Annotated in this window: 16 protein-coding genes; 1 reads left to right on the top strand and 15 read right to left on the bottom strand. The window is 33.8% G+C overall.

Annotated elements, in window-relative coordinates; genetic code table 11:
* Positions 1–7 precede the first annotated feature (7 nt).
* The 4 genes from CHB72_RS20570 to CHB72_RS20555 form a co-directional block, all read right to left on the bottom strand.
* Positions 8–328 carry a TfoX/Sxy family protein gene (locus tag CHB72_RS20570; protein WP_089284759.1) on the bottom strand — a complete coding sequence of 107 codons (321 nt, stop codon included), beginning with the start codon at positions 326–328 and terminating at the stop codon, positions 8–10.
* A gap of 12 nt (positions 329–340) precedes the next feature.
* Positions 341–601 carry a DUF3795 domain-containing protein gene (locus CHB72_RS20565; RefSeq protein WP_089284758.1) on the bottom strand — a complete coding sequence of 87 codons (261 nt, stop codon included), beginning with the start codon at positions 599–601 and terminating at the stop codon, positions 341–343.
* A 65-nt stretch (positions 602–666) separates the two neighbouring features.
* Positions 667–1581 (bottom strand): helix-turn-helix transcriptional regulator, encoded by a 915-nt coding sequence (locus CHB72_RS20560; RefSeq protein WP_330397098.1) that lies wholly within the window; start codon positions 1579–1581, stop codon positions 667–669.
* Positions 1582–2376: 795 nt separating this feature from the next.
* The gene (locus CHB72_RS20555) at positions 2377–3048 is read right to left on the bottom strand and encodes a hypothetical protein (RefSeq protein WP_089284757.1); all 672 of its coding nucleotides are present in this window, start codon (positions 3046–3048) and stop codon (positions 2377–2379) included.
* Between the two features lie 346 nt (positions 3049–3394).
* Here CHB72_RS20555 and pdxR point away from each other — a divergent pair, with 346 nt between their 5' ends.
* The gene (gene pdxR / locus CHB72_RS20550; protein ID WP_089284756.1) at positions 3395–4786 is read left to right on the top strand and encodes a MocR-like pyridoxine biosynthesis transcription factor PdxR; all 1392 of its coding nucleotides are present in this window, start codon (positions 3395–3397) and stop codon (positions 4784–4786) included.
* Positions 4787–4834: 48 nt separating this feature from the next.
* Here pdxR and CHB72_RS20545 read toward each other — a convergent pair whose 3' ends face one another.
* The 11 genes from CHB72_RS20545 to CHB72_RS27520 all read right to left on the bottom strand — a co-directional run.
* Positions 4835–6037: a DEAD/DEAH box helicase gene (locus tag CHB72_RS20545; RefSeq protein ID WP_089284755.1), complete on the bottom strand. Its 1203-nt coding sequence runs from the start codon at positions 6035–6037 to the stop codon at positions 4835–4837.
* A 601-nt stretch (positions 6038–6638) separates the two neighbouring features.
* The gene (locus CHB72_RS20540; protein WP_089284754.1) at positions 6639–7367 is read right to left on the bottom strand and encodes an MgtC/SapB family protein; all 729 of its coding nucleotides are present in this window, start codon (positions 7365–7367) and stop codon (positions 6639–6641) included.
* Between the two features lie 21 nt (positions 7368–7388).
* Entirely contained in the window at positions 7389–7802 is a 414-nt protein-coding gene (locus CHB72_RS20535) for a DUF1667 domain-containing protein (protein WP_089284753.1), read from the bottom strand.
* Positions 7803–7804: 2 nt separating this feature from the next.
* Positions 7805–9070, bottom strand: a complete 1266-nt coding sequence (locus CHB72_RS20530) for an NAD(P)/FAD-dependent oxidoreductase (protein WP_089284752.1) — start codon at positions 9068–9070, stop codon at positions 7805–7807.
* A gap of 18 nt (positions 9071–9088) precedes the next feature.
* Complete coding sequence (locus CHB72_RS20525; RefSeq protein ID WP_089284751.1) at positions 9089–10537, bottom strand: NAD(P)/FAD-dependent oxidoreductase; 1449 nt, start codon at positions 10535–10537, stop codon at positions 9089–9091.
* Between the two features lie 566 nt (positions 10538–11103).
* Entirely contained in the window at positions 11104–11895 is a 792-nt protein-coding gene (locus CHB72_RS20520) for an HAD-IIA family hydrolase (RefSeq protein WP_089284750.1), read from the bottom strand.
* Positions 11896–11922: 27 nt separating this feature from the next.
* Positions 11923–13209, bottom strand: a complete 1287-nt coding sequence (locus CHB72_RS20515; RefSeq protein ID WP_089284749.1) for a TRAP transporter large permease — start codon at positions 13207–13209, stop codon at positions 11923–11925.
* A gap of 16 nt (positions 13210–13225) precedes the next feature.
* Complete coding sequence (locus CHB72_RS20510) at positions 13226–13714, bottom strand: TRAP transporter small permease (protein WP_089284748.1); 489 nt, start codon at positions 13712–13714, stop codon at positions 13226–13228.
* A 351-nt stretch (positions 13715–14065) separates the two neighbouring features.
* A complete protein-coding gene (dctP, locus tag CHB72_RS20505; protein WP_176431514.1) occupies positions 14066–15118 on the bottom strand; it encodes a C4-dicarboxylate TRAP transporter substrate-binding protein in 1053 nt (350 codons plus the stop codon).
* Between the two features lie 969 nt (positions 15119–16087).
* Complete coding sequence (locus CHB72_RS20500; protein WP_089284747.1) at positions 16088–17482, bottom strand: L,D-transpeptidase family protein; 1395 nt, start codon at positions 17480–17482, stop codon at positions 16088–16090.
* 653 nt (positions 17483–18135) lie between these two features.
* The coding region (locus CHB72_RS27520; protein WP_242975218.1) for a hypothetical protein at positions 18136–18350 on the bottom strand (215 nt) is incomplete at its 5' end.

The following is an 18350-nucleotide window of genomic DNA, read 5'->3' as shown; positions in this document are numbered from 1 at the left end:
TGTATACCTATAACTTCTTCTTCTTAGGCTTCGGCATAGGCAACTCTTCACAAGTTTTCATAATAAATTCTCTCAAACACACTCTATCGTCTAAAGAATCAATAACAAAATGAGGTTTTGCCCCTGTGTAAGGTGATGCTTCTTCTGTACTCAATAAAGCTGCTCCTGCCACTGTTTTCTTTACAAAAAATTGATTATCACATATAAGACCTATAATTTTCCCGTTACAGTAGATTCCATATTCACCAAACATCTTCTTATACGTAATGTTACCAGCACCACTAATTTGCTCACATACATACTCTACAAAGTCAAGTGTTGACGCCATATATATACTCCTTTACCTTGAACACCATTTTTTACACTGTTCAATACGTTTCCCATTATCACCTTGTTTTTCATCATAGGCAAATTGATTTAATACTTTACAAGGAAAATTACTACAAGTACCGCAATGTAGAAACTGCTGACTTTCACAACAATCCTTTACAGGACAGCTTTTTCCCCAAAAAGGTTTTTCAATGCTAACACATCCTTTACAATTCATCTGCTCCCTATACTCACATGTACTGCATAAAATACCACATCTTGACTCAATCATCTTTCTGCTCCTTTATCTTTTTTAACCATTCTATCGAATAGAACATGACAACTGGTTGTCATGTTCTATTTATATTTTTTCAGGATATTCATCGCTTGAATTTTTAATTCGGAGCATATCTCTTTGGGTTCAATAACTTGAACCGTATCACCGAAGCTCAAAATCCAGTTCAGCATGTTCTCTCTGTTTACGAACCCCATCTTAAACAACAATTTTCCACTGTCTATTTGGGTAAAACTGTCTACACCGTATTCTTCAATTAAACGATATTTAACCCTTTCATCAAACACAGCAACAAGCTTTATTTCTTCTTTAAAATATCGGTCAAACTCCGTTCTTTCCTGGAGTAATTCTCTTTTAAGAAAATATTGTTCAGTATGACATAAATTCCACAGTCGGTTTAATTTAAATAGTCTGAAATCCTTTTTCTCTAAGCAGTATCCGAATATATACCAAGATGACCATTTGAACACAAGTAAATATGGCTCGATGGACTTGTCCACCTCACCTTTGCTGTAAAAATAGCGAAATGAGATTACTATTTGCTCCTTAATTGCAGATTTTATACTTCCAATCTTTTCTGGCAAACTATTTTTATAATGTGAAGAAAGATCTACCCAAATACTATCTGTTAAAGAAAGCATAGCATCTTTTTCCGATGAAAACTTATGAACAAGACGGTCAGTATATGAAATCTGAGATATACTGTCAAGACTTTTTAGTCCAATAAATATGGCTTGTACTTCATCTATAGTGAATATTGTCTTATCAATCCTATATCCCTCTGCAATGGATATACCCCCATCATACCCCTGTGCAGTAACTACAGGAATTCCAGCCTTGCAAATATCTTCAATATCTCGGCTAATTGTTCTTCGTGACACCTCAAATTTCTCTGCAAGGAAAGGTGCAGTAACTTTCTCCTTTTGGAGTAATATTGTAATAATTCCGATTAATCGATCTATCTTGATGATATACACCTTCTTCCTATCTTTCATCTAGCTTGGGATTTATGATTAATACGCCAGATTCGTAGCATATAAAAACCTGAATTTCAGCTGTGCTGGTCAAATAATTCATGATACATTCTAAATCATGGGGACAGTCTATCTTACCATTTCTAAACTATTTCCAGTACAACATACTAGAGTAATACTAATGCTTCTCTTTAAAGAAATTTCCCTATATAATTACATTTTCCTTCTTTTTTCATTCTATTAGTTTCGACATCAAAGAATTATTATCAAATCAACTACAGTTTTGTACTTATAAAACATTCTTATATCTCAACCTATTCTTTAGACTTTCAAGTCATAAAATGCATACACATGCAATGCATAGAATATCAATATCAAGTATATTAGACATGATTAACCTCCAAATTAATTTTATTTATTATATCATGTCCGAGTTTTTACTGTCTAATTAAGTGTATCCTATTCCACTCCAAGAAACGGGAGAAAGCCAAATATCTACCACATATCCCGATGCACGACTTATGAACAATAACAATAATAATGTAGAAGTTAGCTACAATGTATAAACCACGGTGGATGCTAAACATAAGTTAATAGTAGATTATAAAGTGTCTAAGAAGTCAAATGATTTAGGAGAGCTTGACAATATGGCTCTAAGGGCTAAAAAAAATTTTAAGGAAAAGGGTTTGCCCTCCAATCGCATAACTGCCATTGGAAGGCCCTTAAAAGTGCGCACAATTATTTTGCCAGCCAGAAACTGTGCCTTTATGACAATTATTCAATCCGGCACATATATACTTAATCTTGTGAAAAAACGCGAAGCATTTCTGTTTTTGAGGATGGTGAAAACTCCAAAATACTTTTTTCTAATTTCTGTAGATTGTTTTGAATATAGTTTGCATCAATGCCCGGCGGCGCGTAAATGGAGAAAAGAACATCTTTAGTTGATGCTGTAATACGGCTTTTGTAATCAGGGCCTCGCAAAATGCTTGATATTGCGCCGCTGCCATCACAAAGCATCAGGTCTCCGCTTACAGCCGTGACTTCTTTTCCGGAGATAGATTCATAACTCTCCGCGTCGGTTGCGGCTTTCAATTGCAATGGCAGCCACAATTGGGCTAAATCATGACCGGCAGTAAGGAGCATACTATCCAATTCCCATAAGAACATTGCCTGTAATAAGCCTGATTCTGTATGCAGTGGTTTTTTACCTTGCAGCACGGATTCCAATTGCGCAAGGACAGGATAGCTGTAACCAAATCTTTTATAATAGGCTACATAGGCTTGAATGGGATAAAGCGTTTTTAGCTCTTTTCTGCCCAACTGACCGTATTTTTGTTTTAATCCGGTAATGACCTCTGCTTCTTCCCAATTTTCATACGAGCTTACGGGAGATACGCCGTGCATAATCAAGAATCCCATCTTTACTCCCGGAAAAGAAATACTTATGCTTTCATCAAATTTGAACATGATATACCTCCTAGCTTTCTCGATATTACATTGAATGTAGATTTGCTTGCCGCAGCACAAAGGATTAACGCATTCCCTCAAAAGTGATGCATAGAAAAATGGAAGTTATTGTAAAACTACCTAATTTTTCGGAAAAGACGTATCCTGTCACGACTGATGTTCCAGCCAGCGAAAAAACAAGCAGTAAGTAGATTTTCTCCTTAATATTTCTCAACCCCAAAGCTTCCTTTATGTCACATGGACTATTGCAACAAAACGAATCTTTGTTATAATTATATCGTGATAACTGGTATACTTTAAGTACCAGTATATCCGTATTTTTATAGAGCCAGTTGGAGGGGTTATTATGTGGGGAATCGTATTGCGTTATCAAGATGAAATCAGCTTATCTCGTCAAATCTTTCTTTCATTCAAAGAACGTATATTGACAGGCCAAATTCCACAGGGAGAGGCATTGCCGTCTACCCGGGAGCTTGCAAAAGGGTTGGGTGTTTCCAGAAATACAGTCTGTGAGGCGTATGATATGCTCTTAGCGGAAGGCTTCATTGTCAGCCGTCAGGGCGCGCCGTCACGCGTTGCGGAAGGGCTTTATCTTGACACCTATAGAAAAGTGAAGTTACCAACAGAAATAAAAAAAGATAAACCACCCATCTTATGGGACTTCAAAACGGGTCAGCCGGATTTATCCCTTTTTCCGTGGCCGCTTTGGAGCCAAATGATACGGGGTGCAGCAAACTATCTGCCCATTAAGCAATTGGAGTACACCGGCCCTAAAGGATATCAGCCTTTATGTGAGGAAATTGCCATGTGGTTGCTGCGCAGTAGGAGTATGGAAGTCAATCCAGAAGATGTATTTATAACAGCAGGGGCAACACAGGCGCTTCATTTGCTTGTGGATTTACTCCATAAAAAGGAACATGCTTTTGCTTTAGAAAATCCCTCCCATCCGGGAATCCGTACAGTCATTACCGACAAAGGATATCCCCTGCAATGGATGCCGGTAGATGAGCAGGGGGCGAATATTTCTTTTCTCGAAGGTAAAGCTGTTTCAGCGGTTTATGTTACGCCTTCCCATCAATTCCCATTAGGAAGTATTCTTCCGGCTGGTCGCCGTGCTGCGCTTATACGCCTTGCAATAGAAAATGATTTTTATGTTATTGAGGATGATTATGACAGCGAATTCCGCTATTCCGGTTCTCCTGTAAGTCCGATTTATTCAATGGATTCCTCTCATGTAGTTTATATAGGGACTTTCAGCAAAACACTATTCCCCGCGCTTCGGCTGGGCTTTGCTGTGCTACCCAAACCGCTGCAGGCAAAATGGAGGCATTATCGAAACTTTATGGATGTTCAAAATCCTATTTTGGAACAAGCTGCTCTGGCTGAATTTCTAAACAAGCGGAAAATGGATAAGCATGTTCAGCATATGCGGCGGGTATACGGCGAAAAAAGAAAGTTTTTATTGAGTTCTATAGAACATGCTTTTGGAAACGCTGTACGTCCTTGGGGAGATGCATCCGGCCTGCATGTGGCGCTTCAATTTCCAGGAATGGGATTTGGGAAACAGTTTGTGCGAGACAGCATGGAGGCGGGCATAAGGGTATACCCGCTAACGCAGTATTGCCCCGCACAAAATAACCATAAAGATAAACTTCTTGTGGGGTATGGACATCTAAGCCATGTGCAGATTCAAGAGGGTATCCGGGCGCTGTATCAATTGATGGCAAGAGAAACCTAAAGAAATTCTCAACTGCATCAAAGGAATTTCCTGCCACCCCCTATTCTGCTATTTTCTCTTCACATCTGTCTTAGGGTTTTTTCTATTTATTGATGTTTTTTTGCCATGTATAATTTCTTCAACGGCTGTAATCTTTCCGTTCAATATGCTAACAGGTGTGACATCTATATTTATACCCTTCATCATTTTATACATTATGAATTTTTCCCGATCTCTCACAATATTGTAGACTACACCCTCTTTATCCATCCTACCTGTACGACCAGCCCTATGAAGGTAATCAATTGGATTTAGAGGTAAATCCATATTGAATATATGAGATACATTTCTGAAGTCCATTCCTCTAGTAAATATATCTGTTGTAACTAAAATCTTAAGCCCACCCTTATTAAAAGTAGCTAAGATATGTTGACGATCTTGATTTTTAGTCCTTGTTTGTATACCTCCAACAGATAATCCAAAGGATTTTAATTCCTTTACAAATCTATCCACGTTTTCATTTTTATTGATAAAAACCAAAGACTTAGCTGGTTTTAATACTTGCATAAGCTCTGCCAAAGTTCCCGTTTTCTTTAATGCTTTACTTACTATATATAAATGTTTAATTTTTGATGGGACAGGCTTAGCATTATCTAAGGATATATATTGAGGCTTTTTCATTAATGATTGAAGAATACTTAAGGCATCCTTTGAAAGAGTGGCAGAAAAACTTACCAACTGTCTATCCTTCAGAGTAGTATCAATCACTGCATGTACCTTTTCTTGTAGTCCTTGTTCCAGCATTTGATCAACCTCGTCTAAGACTATCATCTTTACGCCATGCATCTTTATCTTTTTTAATCCGATAATATGTATTAGTCTTCCAGGTGTGGCTATAATAAGCTGCGGCTTATTTTTTAATTTGTCAAGCTGTCGATTAATGTCCATTCCTTCCACCAATGGGATTGCAGTAATATTTGTATTTTTAATAACATGCTCTGCTTCTCTATAAATTTGAAGGCTAAGCTCTCTACTTGGAGCCAATACAAGCATTTGAAGTTCTTTCTTCTCAGGGTGAATTTTTTCTATCATTGGTATTAAATAAGCCAGGGTTTTTCCTGTTCCTGTTTTGGCTTTACCTACCACATCCTTACCCTCTAGAATATGGGGAATAGAATCGGCTTGTATCTCAGTAGGGTTCTTAATACCCTCCGTTTCAAGATTTTCTAATATAAATTGTTTAAGGTTAAATTCTTCAAATTTTTTACTCACAATTATAATTCTCCTTTTAACAGGTCTACTAAACCATTACTTTTTTTGTGTTATCTCCTTACCTCTTAGCTAAAACTCTGTAGGGCTAAAGTTGGCAGATTCTTATATACTGTCCAAATTCTTTAATCTACTTATATATATTACCATAAACTGTCTTAAATAAGATTATTGCTATGTAATAATCTCAATAATTATTTAGTAATAGCATAAGGCTGGTTTTAAAACATTTAAAGCTTTTAAGCTCTTATACTCTTTTAATTATTTAATTCTTTTCATTTTTTCAACTCTTTTACTAAGAATTCTTCTTGATTTTTTTGTTTTTACAAAAAAATCAATACAATATAGTATCCCTATTTATCAGATATTACAACACAAAATCAGGTGAAGTTTCTGTTTTTTATATATTTTTAATATGTGGAGACAGCCCTGGACTTTCACCAGCAAATATGATCCAGTTTTGTTGAACACACACCAGTAAAAAAGCGCACATAGAGTTTATCTATGTACGCTTTTATTTAGTTATTCTACTGTTACAGGTTTCGCAATATTCATTAGTTCATGAACATCATTGCCTCTTGACAAAAATATCTATAGTTAGGATTTAGTATGGATAAGCTTTTTCTAAATCTTCCTCCCATATCGCATTTTCTACTCCATCTACTTTTAAAATTTCATCAAAAAACCTTTCATTTATAAGTTTAGATGGTAACTTCACCATAAATCTGATTTCTATCATATTATCTTCATCTTCTTCAATATTATCTTCATCTTCTTCAATATTATCTTCATTAATTACCTTAATATCTTTAATGACAACATTATTTCTCCCCATTATTTGACCTATATCACCTACTAATCCTGCCCGCTCTTTACAGTAGATTATTAATTGTTTATACTTCGATTTAAATACTTTCTTTTCTAAAACACCTAAACTCTTTAATGTAAACAGAACAATAAAAGTAGTTGCAAGTCCTCCTAAATAATATCCATTTCCTATAGCTAAACCAATACCACCACAAACCCAAATACTCGCAGCAGTAGTCAAGCCCCTAATATTGTTTCCTGTACGTAGAATGGTCCCTGCTCCTAAAAACCCAATACCACTTACTACTTGAGCTGCTAATCTGGCAGGCTCCCCGCCATTACCGTCCGTACCCAGCCCTTGAAACCCATACATTGAAATTAACATAATCAAAGTAGAGCCTAAAGTTACTAATACATGTGTTCTAAGTCCTGCAGGGCGATTATTAGCTTCTCTTTCCATACCAACAATACCCCCTGCTATAGCTGATAAAGTTAACCTTAAAATAACTTCTCCATCACTTAACAATGGTCTCTACCTCCCTTAAATTTACCCCTGAACTAAATAATCTTTTAAATAATCTTCTTGTTTAAAATTTTGATACATACTTCTAGAAGCTATAACATCTACTTCTGTATCTAAAATATTCTTGATAATAACTTGCCCTACTTTGATTGGTGTCTTAACCTCTACTCTGTTAATCAGCTCCATTGCTTGCATTATCAGATGTTTAGGAATAGGCCCCGATGTTCGAACGGGAAGCCTCTTTAATGGAGCATTCGATATTCTTATAGTTGTAGTCAATACCCTTGTAGGGTTTGTCATTTCTTTAATCCCGTGATCAACCCCCCTAAGACATTTGTTTCCCTCAACAACATATCCTATTTGACTTCTATTATCTCTAATGACTTTTAAGTTGCAACCTAAAGGGCACACAATACAAATCATATCTTTAACTTCCATGGTTATGCCTCCTCTTTAGCAACTTCTACATAGATTTCATCACTATACCCTAGAGTTAATTTACTTAGATCTATCTTAATCGTTTCCATTTCTCCAGGAGTAACATGGTTTCGTTTTACTTCTTTTATTACTTCACCATTACTTTTAACAACGAGCTTTATGTCTTTATAGATGTTATCTACACGCATCATCAACTCAACTGTTTGTGTTGTACTATCTAATCTAATTTGATGTGGAACAACGTATCTTACCCCATTTCTGCCCTTAAGCCTTATCGTCTTACAATTGCTTTCTATCTGACCCTTAATGTATTTAGCAGCACTACTACCCGCTCTTTTACTTTCTTCTGTAACCCAATCTACTAGATCATGAACATGCACAACATTACCACAGGCAAAAACTCCTTCAACAGATGTTTCCATAAATTCATTTACAATTGGACCTCCTGTAACATTGTGAAGTTCTATCCCTGCAGATTTGGAAAGTTCGTTTTCAGGAATCAGTCCTACAGATAATAGTAGGGTATCACATTCAAACTTTTTTTCTGTCCCCTTGATTGGTTTAAACCTTTCGTCTACTTGAGCGATAGTTACAGCCTCCACTCGGTCATGTCCTTCAATATTAACTACAGTATGACTTAGATAAAGTGGAATGTTAAAGTCCTCTAAACATTGAACTATATTTCTTGTTAATCCTCCTGAGTATGGCATTAACTCTGCAACGGCTAGTACATTAGCCCCTTCAAGCGTTAGACGTCTTGCCATGATTAGTCCAATATCTCCTGAACCAAGAATAACGATTCTTTTTCCAATCATATAGCCTTCAATATTAACAAATCTCTGTGCTGTTCCAGCTGTCAAAACTCCCGCTGGCCGAGTTCCAGGAATTCTAATCGCCCCTCTAGTTCTTTCTCGACAACCCATTGCTATTATTACAGCCTTAGCTTGAATATACAACATTCCATCTGTTGAGTTCATAGCTGTAATCATCCTATCCTTTGTAACCTCGAGGGCCATTGTATCTAATTTATACTCAATCCCCATAGTTATAAGCTCTTCAATAAACTTTTCTGCATATTCTGGACCTGTTAGCTCCTCTTTAAAAATATGTAGCCCAAATCCATTATGAATACATTGCTGAAGAATTCCACCTAGTTCTCTATCTCTTTCTATTACTAATATTTTTTCTATTCCATTTTTTCGAGCTTCAATAGCGGCTGCCAGTCCTGCAGGACCTCCACCGATTACGACAATATCATAGTATAACACAATGCTCACTCCTACCCCTCACTTATTTTGTTGGTATTGCTTGGTTTTACCTGTTAATATATAAGAATCTAGACTATCCTTCATAACTTCAGTAATGTCTATTTCCAACTCTCTTGCAATAATCTCCATTACTCTTGGAGCACAAAAGCCACCTTGGCATCTTCCAGAGCCTGGTCTTGCTCTCCTCTTTACCCCATCCAATGTTCTTGCTCCTGCCTTTCTTTTAATAACATCTACAATTTCTCCTTCAGTAATGTGTTCACACCGACAAATAATTCTTCCGAATCTAGGGTCCTTTTCAATAAGCTTTGCTTTCTCAACATCAGACAATTCCATAAAGTGAATATTAGGTCTTCTATATGGATTAAAATCTTGTTTTATTTCTATATTCTCTATTCTTCTCTTTACTAATTCTATGACATACTCCGCGATGGCAGGAGCTGCTGTAAGACCCGGAGAATCAATTCCTGCTACATTAAAAAATCCTAAAGATTCCTTTGATTCTTCAATAATGAAATCTTGAGTCCTGATCTTTGCCCTTAATCCCGTAAAGGAAGTAATAACATTTTGAAAGCTTATTTGCTTCAAGGTATGTTGAGTATGTTCATTAATAGAAGTTAGTCCCTCAAGTGTCGTATCAAAGCTAGTTTTGCTATCTACATGCTCTGATGTTGGACCAATAAGTAAGTTGCCATGAACTGTAGGCATAATAACGACTCCCTTACCAGCTTCTGAAGGGCATCTAAAAACTACGGTATTAACTATATTTCCTACTGATTTATCAAATAGATTATATTCACCTCGATTAGGTAATATCTCGAAGCTTGCGCTATTTACCATATTGTTAATATCATCAGAATGTAGCCCAGCACAGTTTATTATTATTTTACTTTCAATCTTTCTATCTCCAGCTGTTATACTATAGCCATCTGTTATTTTATCAATATCCTTCACTGGACTATTTAATAGTAATTCGACGCCGTTTTCTAATGCGTTTTCAGCTAATGCAATGGCTAATTCCCATGGCCCAACAATTCCTGCAGTCTTAGCATAGAGAGCACCTACTACCTCTTCACTTAAATTGTTCTCCAGTTTTAAGACGCTTTCCTTATCTAATATTTCCATTTGAGGAACACCATTTTTTATTCCTCTTTCAAATAATTCTTGTACTGTTTCCATCTCCTGTTTATTAAAGGCTGTAACTAAAGATCCTATTCTTTTAAAGGGAACATGCAGTTCCTTACATACCTCTTCATAGAGTTCATTTCCCCTTACATTTAATTTAGCTTTTAATGTTCCTTCTGCAGCATCATATCCTGCATGAACTATAGCACTGTTTGCTTTTGTAGTTCCATTGGCTATATCATTTTCCTTATCGATTAATAACACGCTTAATTGATATCTTGAAAGCTCTCTGGCTATAAAAGTCCCTGTTATACCTGCTCCAATGACTGTGATATCATACATTGTCTATTCCTCCCTTATAAAATCTTATAAACCATACACACGAAAATCTTAAAGTAAATATATAACAAAGTCTTCCTTCGGACGATTTAAAGGATGACTTTGTTGAAATACATTACGGAAATTATGACCTATCCACAACTTATGAATGTGCATAATTTCCTATGTATTATAAGAAACATTTTTACTATATTGCTAATATTTAGCCAATAAGATTGGTATATCTCATATATTTTTAAAATTAGAGGTGTAGTAATATATTGCTGAGAAGATAAAAAGAGTCGTGTAAACAACAACCTATTTTAAATAGATTTAGTTCCACGGCTCTCCTATTCTCGGCCCTAAATATTTTTTTGTAATTAAATCATCATATATATTACACCCTATATGGTTTTTATTTTCAAACAAATAAATCTATCCTGTATCCATTCACAATAAACAACAAAAAATAAATTGTTACTATAGTTCCCATAAATCTTTTTTACCGACCGATGCTCCCAAAGCTTCTGCCTTTAAAACCTCCTTACATCCTGTTTGTTACTTACATCTAGATTTATTACAGTTCAAAACTATAATAAATCTATCATGTCTTTAACAGAATTAACCACATAATCTGCTCTAGTTTCACTTTTTCTATAATCTTCTTGTTTCGTTTCACCAGAATAAACTAATACAGAGACTATACCTGCATTTTCTCCAGTCTTAATGTCTGTATATAATCGATCTCCTACTATTACCATATCTTCTTTCTTTAAACCATATTTTGAAGCAATACTTTCTACTATTTCTTTATTTGGCTTGCCTATTACTTTTGGAGTCTTTCCAGTAGAAGCTTCTATTAATGCAGCCATTGCACCTGCATCTGGCATGAATTTATCATTAGGCAAAGGACAGTTGAAATCTGGATGTGTAGCTATGTATTCTACCCCTTCAGATATGTATTCACATGCTGCCCATAATTTTTCATAAGTTAACGTGGTATCAAATCCTAATACTACATAATCTATGTTTTTATGTCTTTCTTTTTCTAAAATGAAGCCTTCTCTTATAAATTCTTCTTCTAAAGCTTCAGTTCCTAATAAATAAATTTTAGCGCCTTCTTTTTCTTTTTTTAAGCACATCGTAGTAGCCTCTCCCGAAGTAAATACTTCCTCTTCTGAAGCTTGGATACCTAATCTATTAAGCTTCTCTACATATATTTCTTTGCTTTTTGATGAATTATTAGTAAGGAAAATATATCTTTTTCCTTGATTTTTGATGGTTTCAAGAAATTTTTTTGATCCATCAATTAATTCATCTCCAAGATAGATCGTTCCATCCATATCCAATAAATATACGTTTTTTTCTTTTAAATTCTCCAAGTTCTTCCTCCTTCTATCTTTCTAAGCTTATTTAAATAAGTTTAGAGTGAATAATGCAACACCTTCAGAATAAGTAACTAGAATAAGCACAGTCATTAATGCTAGTATGAAAGGCCAAACATCTTTTATAAAGTCTTCTAACTTTACATCTACTATAGAACATACTGTAAACATCATAGATCCAAATGGTGGAGTTAATCCTCCAATCATTATATTTACTATAAATATAATTCCGAAATGTACAGGATTTACACCAAATACTCTAACTGCTGGTACTAACAATGGAGCTAATATTACTAATGCTGCTCCACCTTCGATAAACATTCCTATAAATAATAACAATAGGTTGATTACCATTAATAATACAAAAGCACTATCGGTCATACCCATAAGTGATTCAGTAACTATTTGTGGGATTCTTTCTAATGTAAGATAGTAACCAAATACTTTAGCACTTGCAATGATAATCATTACTGCACCAGTGCCCTTTACCGTATCCATTAATATTAATGGTATATGTTTTAATTTTAATTGTTTATATACAAAAAACCCTACTATTAAAGAAAATAATACTGCTATTCCTCCTGCTTCTGTAGGAGTGAACATTCCCATTCTCATTCCCATTATTATTCCAAAAGGAATAAATAATGCCCAAATAGATTTGATAAATTGCATAAAAATTTCTTTAAAAGATGACATTTTATTTCTACTTGGCTTATAATCTCTTTTTATCGAAATAATATGAACAGCTATCATCAAAGCTATAGCCATCAATATACCTGGCATATATGCAGCTAAGAACATATCTCCTACTGAAACATTTGCAATGATTGCATATAGTATAAGATTTGTCCCTGGGGGGATAACTGGACTTATTGCTGATGAGGCAGCAGTTATTGCAGCTGAAAATGGTTTTGAAAAACCTTTTTTCTCCATTTCAGGAACTAATATTTTAGATTGCATAGCTGCATCTGCGTTTGCAGAACCTGAAATTCCACCCATTAGCGCACTTAGTAATACATTAACTTGAGCCAGTCCTCCTTTAGTATGTCCTACTAAAACGTCTGCAAAGTTCATCAATGCTTCACTTATTCCTGAATAATTCATTACAGAGCCTACCATAATAAAGAACGGAACTGCTAAGTAGGGAAAAGATTCTACTGAAGTTACAAATTGTTGAATGATCATTTGCATAGGCATTGAAGAATTAATAAATATAAAATAAAATAGCGAAGAACCCATTAAAGCATATGCTATTGGTATATTTAGAAAAAATAAAATAAATAGAACTATAATTGGATAAATAGATTCCATGGATTATTTCACCCCCCTAGTTTTTAACATTTTCATTTATAAATATTTTCTTGAAGCTTTGTATTGAAAAATAAATTGAATACAAAGTAATAAGTGCAAAAGAAATTATTATTGATATATAAATATATGTATAAGATATCTCTAATGCCGCTGTTATCTTTGTAGATCCTACTACATATTTATAACTAAAGTAAAACATAAGACTAGACAAAATAATTACAACTATAGAAGTGAGAAATTCTACTACATTTCTTCCCTTTTCAGGTAATACCTTCATTAATACTTCTACACCTATAAGATTTTTTGTTTTATAAGCATTGGCAAAGCCTAAGAATATAGTCCAGACAAATGCACCTACAGCAACTTCTTCTGCCCAATGATATGTAAACTTTAAAAAGTATCTAGTAAATACGTTCATAATTACTATAACAGAAGTTATAGATAAGAAAAAGCTCCCTACATAAAGCTCAAAATCTTTTCCAAATCTTTTTAAATAATTATTCATGTCTACCTCCTATAAGATTAACAGCCTCTTGGCAATTGCCAAGGGTTGAGTTTCATTGTTTTCCTTAAAAACCTTTTATTTTATTCCTTCACTTTTGTGGGAGGAATTTTTGATTTTAATATATACAAATGGAAAATTCGTACATGGCAAAATATTTTCAAAATCACTACTGAAAAAGGGATGAACTTTTCCTTTTCAACATTAATGGAGGTATTTATAAGCAACCTGTACTAATTTTACATTCTATTATCAAGATTCTGTTCTCATAATGACGAGAGGCTATATTATTTTAAAGTTGGAAAGAGATTTACTCCTTCCAACTTTTTTACTTACTATATCATAAAAGATAAATTACTTTAAATTTTGTTTTATCGCATCTAATTCTTTTACTAACTCTTCATAGATACCTGGAGTCCATTTATCGAACTTTGTATATACTGGAGCAGCCGCTTTAAGGAAAGCGTCAGCATCTACTTCGTGGAAATTTACGCCTTCTTCTTTTAATAAAACTTCATACTCTGATTCTAGCTTAATAGTTTCAGCTAAGTTGTCTTCCATACCTTTTTGGAACTCTTCTGTCATAATAGTTCGTTGTTCATCAGTTAAACCATCCCAAAGCTTAGTTGAAATTGTAACTGCAGAAACTCCTAGTAAGTGGTTTGTTATAGAGTATTCTTTAACATTTTCGTATTGTTTAGTTCCATAGTAAGTCATTATAGAACCTTCTACCCCATCTATTACTCCTTGCTGAATTGCTGCATAAGTGTCAGGATAAGGCATTGCAACAGGGTTACCGCCCATAGCTTCTATAGTATATGTATATAATTGACTGGTTGGAACCCTTATATTTAATCCCTTCATATCATCTGGAGTTTTAATTGGTTTTTTAGTCATCATACTTCTAAATCCAAATACCCAATCTAGAGAAAGTACTTTTATACCGTATTCTTCCTCTATTTGTCTATTTAGATTTTGAACTAAATCAGTTTGAGTCATAGCAAGGTACTCATCAAATGTTTGATATAAAAATGGTCCAGTTACAGCATTATAGTCTGGTACATAATCTCCTAAGAAGTTTATACCATCTACTAATATCCAATCAGAACCTTGAACTATTTGTTCCATACCATCTTTACCTATTGGTAATGTACCACTTGTAAATAATTGTAGTTCTAGCGAACCGCCACTTCTTTCATTGATAGCTTCTACTACTTTTTTCAATGATATTGCAGTTTGCTCATCATCAACAAATTTTGTACTAACTTTAATAACTTTCTTTTCTACATTACTACTTGGTACATCGGCACCCTCACCACTAGCAGGTGCTTTATCATCGCCGCCACCACATGCCGCTAAGGACAAAGTCATAGCTAGTACTAATAAAATTGCCAAAAACTTTTTCATTAAATTTCCCCCTCTTGTTTAGAATATATTCTAAATATCCACTAACATAATATAACCTAACTTTTCACTTGTCAACACAGTCAGATTATTGATAGTGTCAATTTAAAGAAACGTTTTCACTTAGACTTTATACAGCCTGCTAAATCCCTTCGGAATCTCCTTATCAGCTCTTACAGATACGCCAGTATTACACATTAATCACTTAAGTAAACGTTTTAATTTTATCTTTAACATCCAGTTTCCCCACATTTTCGAAACGTTTGCCCTTAAGTGCTTCCGCTCTAAGTTTTTCTGCAATACCAGATATTTCAGGCAGACGGGATTTAAATCGTATCCCTTTAAGCTACTTCAAGCTGTCATAGGAAGGCACCGTTGCACTATCTCCTACGAAAGTAACCTGCTTGATACATTTTCCTGCAGCTATTTCATCCCCTCTTGATCATTGCTTACTTTTTATTGTCTTAAAAAGGGTACAAAAAAAACCAACAATATAAACAACACATAGTTAATATCGTGTTATTTATTGTTGACACTCCAATTCTCCTGTCATTACTATTATATTTTTCATAATTTCTCTGCTCAAACTAGTAAGTATTTTATATTTGCTACACTAAACAACTCATATATTATGAATTATTCATATATTATCATATTTCTTTTCCTTTGTAAAGTACTTTATATATTGCAGAAATAGAAAAAACAATAGGATTTTTTATTTTTCCAAACATTGCATAGTTTAGTCCTTTATGAGTTCTTTTTACTATAAAGAGTAGTAGAAATTTTGATGCTATAATAGTCCACAAAAGAGACTCCCCTTGGCTTTAATTCTCGTCTCCCCCGTCCTCCAGCAACATAGCCATAAAAATACTTCTATAATATGAGGATTTACTGAAAAATGACTATCATGTCGAATGTAAAGTTTAATAAATTATATTATGTCAGAGAACCGTCCTTGTTACACCTGTATTCCTATTCTTCATAACAAATGATGGGAGTTCCTTCTTCTATATTATCAAAAATTGTTTTAGCTAAATATAATGGAATATTTACACATCCATGGCTTCCATTTCTCTTATATATATCACCTCCAAAAGAATATCTCCAACTTGCATCGTGTATTCCTATATTTCCGTTAAAAGGCATCCAATAAGTTACTTTAACTTCATAATTTGCTCCTCTTAAAGTTGATTCTTTTTGTTTATAGTTAAGCATATAAGCTCCAGCCTCAGTAGCATTCCCTCTATTTGGATTCCCTGTTACTACAGCACCATTAGTTATAAGTTTTCCATCTTTATAAAACCATAAATATTGCCATGTTATATTGATTTCTACATAAGTATCACCTATGTCATCTTCACCCCTAGATAAAGCCTTTTGGGTATATATAGGTTCTTTTCTAATAACTTCACCAAGTTTTATATTTTCCAATAATACTTTTACTTCAGCACTACGATTAATTTTCCATCCATAAAATCCACCCTTAACTTCTACTATTTTATTTGTGGATGTTTTAAATTCTCTTGCTACACCAACTGTATCATATTTTTTACTCAGTCTTTGTACATATTCTAAAACTTCTTTTTCATTTATTACCACTTCTAAATCTTCGTCAACGCTAAGCCATTGATTTATTATATCTCCATCTAGTATTTCATTTTCACTTCCAAATATATAAGTGATTTTTGTTAATACATACTTATCTAGTAAATTCTTAGTTTCAAAAGCCTTATCAGAGCTTAAAGTGTACCTTGGATTTTCGTAACAAAGATTTTGATTTAAGTCTAATTTTGTTTCTCCTTTTAATATACTCATTTCAATAGCTTCGCTTAATTTATCTTTATTCACCTTATTTCCATATACTTCTTTAATTATTTCATATGTACCATTTGAATAGCTAAAACTTACATTTTGAGGTTCTATAATGTCTTTATTTAAACAGTTTAATTCATTTATTCTATTTTCTAAGTTATCTTTATTATAAATAAATAAATCATCTACATAATACTTTTGATTCTTTAATAATGAACTTATCCATTTAAATGAACTCTGTAAATGATAAATTTCAGAAATGCTATTTTTTTCATTGTATCGCATCCCTATATCCTGTGCTGTTATTTCTTCTACTTCCATGTTTCTTTCAATTAACTGTAACTTATAATCTTTAATATAACTTCTAATTATATCTTCTATATCATCATGTGCCTTTAATGAGACATCTACTCCATTTATTACTGTATTGAAAAAGAAATGATTAGTAAAGTATAATGCAATAAGTAAATATACTAGTAAAATTGAAGCTATTAAAATAATATTATTTCCTGTAACCTCACATTCAACAAATTTTTTTATATTAATATTCTTCATAGCAATTTCTACCTTTCATCAAATATACAATTTATTTAAATATAATGACTAATTTATAATATGTTTGTATTTTTGACTTTAAAACTTAACTATAAGATAGTAACCTTAAAACTTTTTATCGTACTTTACTTGAGTTAAGTCCGATAAAAAACCGTATCGTATTTCTTCAATACGGTCTATGTATTCATGGGTTTGTTTGGTGGAGGTGAAAAAATGCTGTTCTCATTACCACCATGAGAACAGCATTTCACTTGTTAAATCAATAATCTTAACTTTTTAATTGTTTTCTTACCAATTTGGTGGAGGCGAGAGGAGTCGAACCCTTCCTATTGGTCGGCTCCTTTACCTTCTGCTTCTCTAAGATCAGTCATTGTTTTATCTCGTCTCTGACCTCCTCCATCAATCTAATGCGGATTTGACCAACCTATGTTCTTTTTCATCCTTCAAGCGTCTATTTTTTTACTCTTAAGCTATATACTAAAAAATGTTTGTTATCATCTGTTATCATCTAAGGTAACAGTCTAAATAAAGCATACAAAACTAAAACATTATTAGTAGTCATATCAATTTAATATTTTGTTCGTGATTTCCATCCGTTAGAACCGCTCCCTTGGTCTGCTGTACCATCAATAATTATACTGAAATCCATAATACTATCTTTCTACTATAATGGCCGTTCCCTGTCCTCCCCCAATACAAAGTGTTGCTAAACCTGTCTTAGCATCCCTCTTTTCCATCTCATATAATAGAGTAACTAAAGAGCAAAGGGACGTCAGAGCGCGCCAAAAATCCAACAATTGGATAAGACAATCTTGATATAGCATACATAAAATCGCCCATAATAGTAGTAAGGACGGTGATATTATGA

Origin of the sequence: Anaerovirgula multivorans (genome assembly GCF_900188145.1) — a bacterium.
GTDB classification, from domain to species: domain Bacteria; phylum Bacillota; class Clostridia; order Peptostreptococcales; family Natronincolaceae; genus Anaerovirgula; species Anaerovirgula multivorans.
Note: the sequence above shows the minus strand (reverse complement) of the source record. Positions and strands in the feature narration are given on the sequence as shown.

What these genes read in the sequence shown, in the direction of transcription:
- CHB72_RS20570 (WP_089284759.1), bottom strand. Translation starts at nt 328, where the DNA reads ATGGCGTCAACACTTGACTTTGTAGAGTATGTATGTGAGCAAATTAGT.
- CHB72_RS20565 (WP_089284758.1), bottom strand. Translation starts at nt 601, where the DNA reads ATGATTGAGTCAAGATGTGGTATTTTATGCAGTACATGTGAGTATAGG.
- CHB72_RS20555 (WP_089284757.1), bottom strand. Translation starts at nt 3,048, where the DNA reads ATGTTCAAATTTGATGAAAGCATAAGTATTTCTTTTCCGGGAGTAAAG.
- pdxR (WP_089284756.1), top strand. Translation starts at nt 3,395, where the DNA reads ATGTGGGGAATCGTATTGCGTTATCAAGATGAAATCAGCTTATCTCGT.
- CHB72_RS20535 (WP_089284753.1), bottom strand. Translation starts at nt 7,802, where the DNA reads ATGGAAGTTAAAGATATGATTTGTATTGTGTGCCCTTTAGGTTGCAAC.
- CHB72_RS20525 (WP_089284751.1), bottom strand. Translation starts at nt 10,537, where the DNA reads ATGTATGATATCACAGTCATTGGAGCAGGTATAACAGGGACTTTTATA.
- CHB72_RS20515 (WP_089284749.1), bottom strand. Translation starts at nt 13,209, where the DNA reads ATGGAATCTATTTATCCAATTATAGTTCTATTTATTTTATTTTTTCTA.
- CHB72_RS20510 (WP_089284748.1), bottom strand. Translation starts at nt 13,714, where the DNA reads ATGAATAATTATTTAAAAAGATTTGGAAAAGATTTTGAGCTTTATGTA.
- dctP (WP_176431514.1), bottom strand. Translation starts at nt 15,118, where the DNA reads ATGAAAAAGTTTTTGGCAATTTTATTAGTACTAGCTATGACTTTGTCC.
- CHB72_RS20500 (WP_089284747.1), bottom strand. Translation starts at nt 17,482, where the DNA reads ATGAAGAATATTAATATAAAAAAATTTGTTGAATGTGAGGTTACAGGA.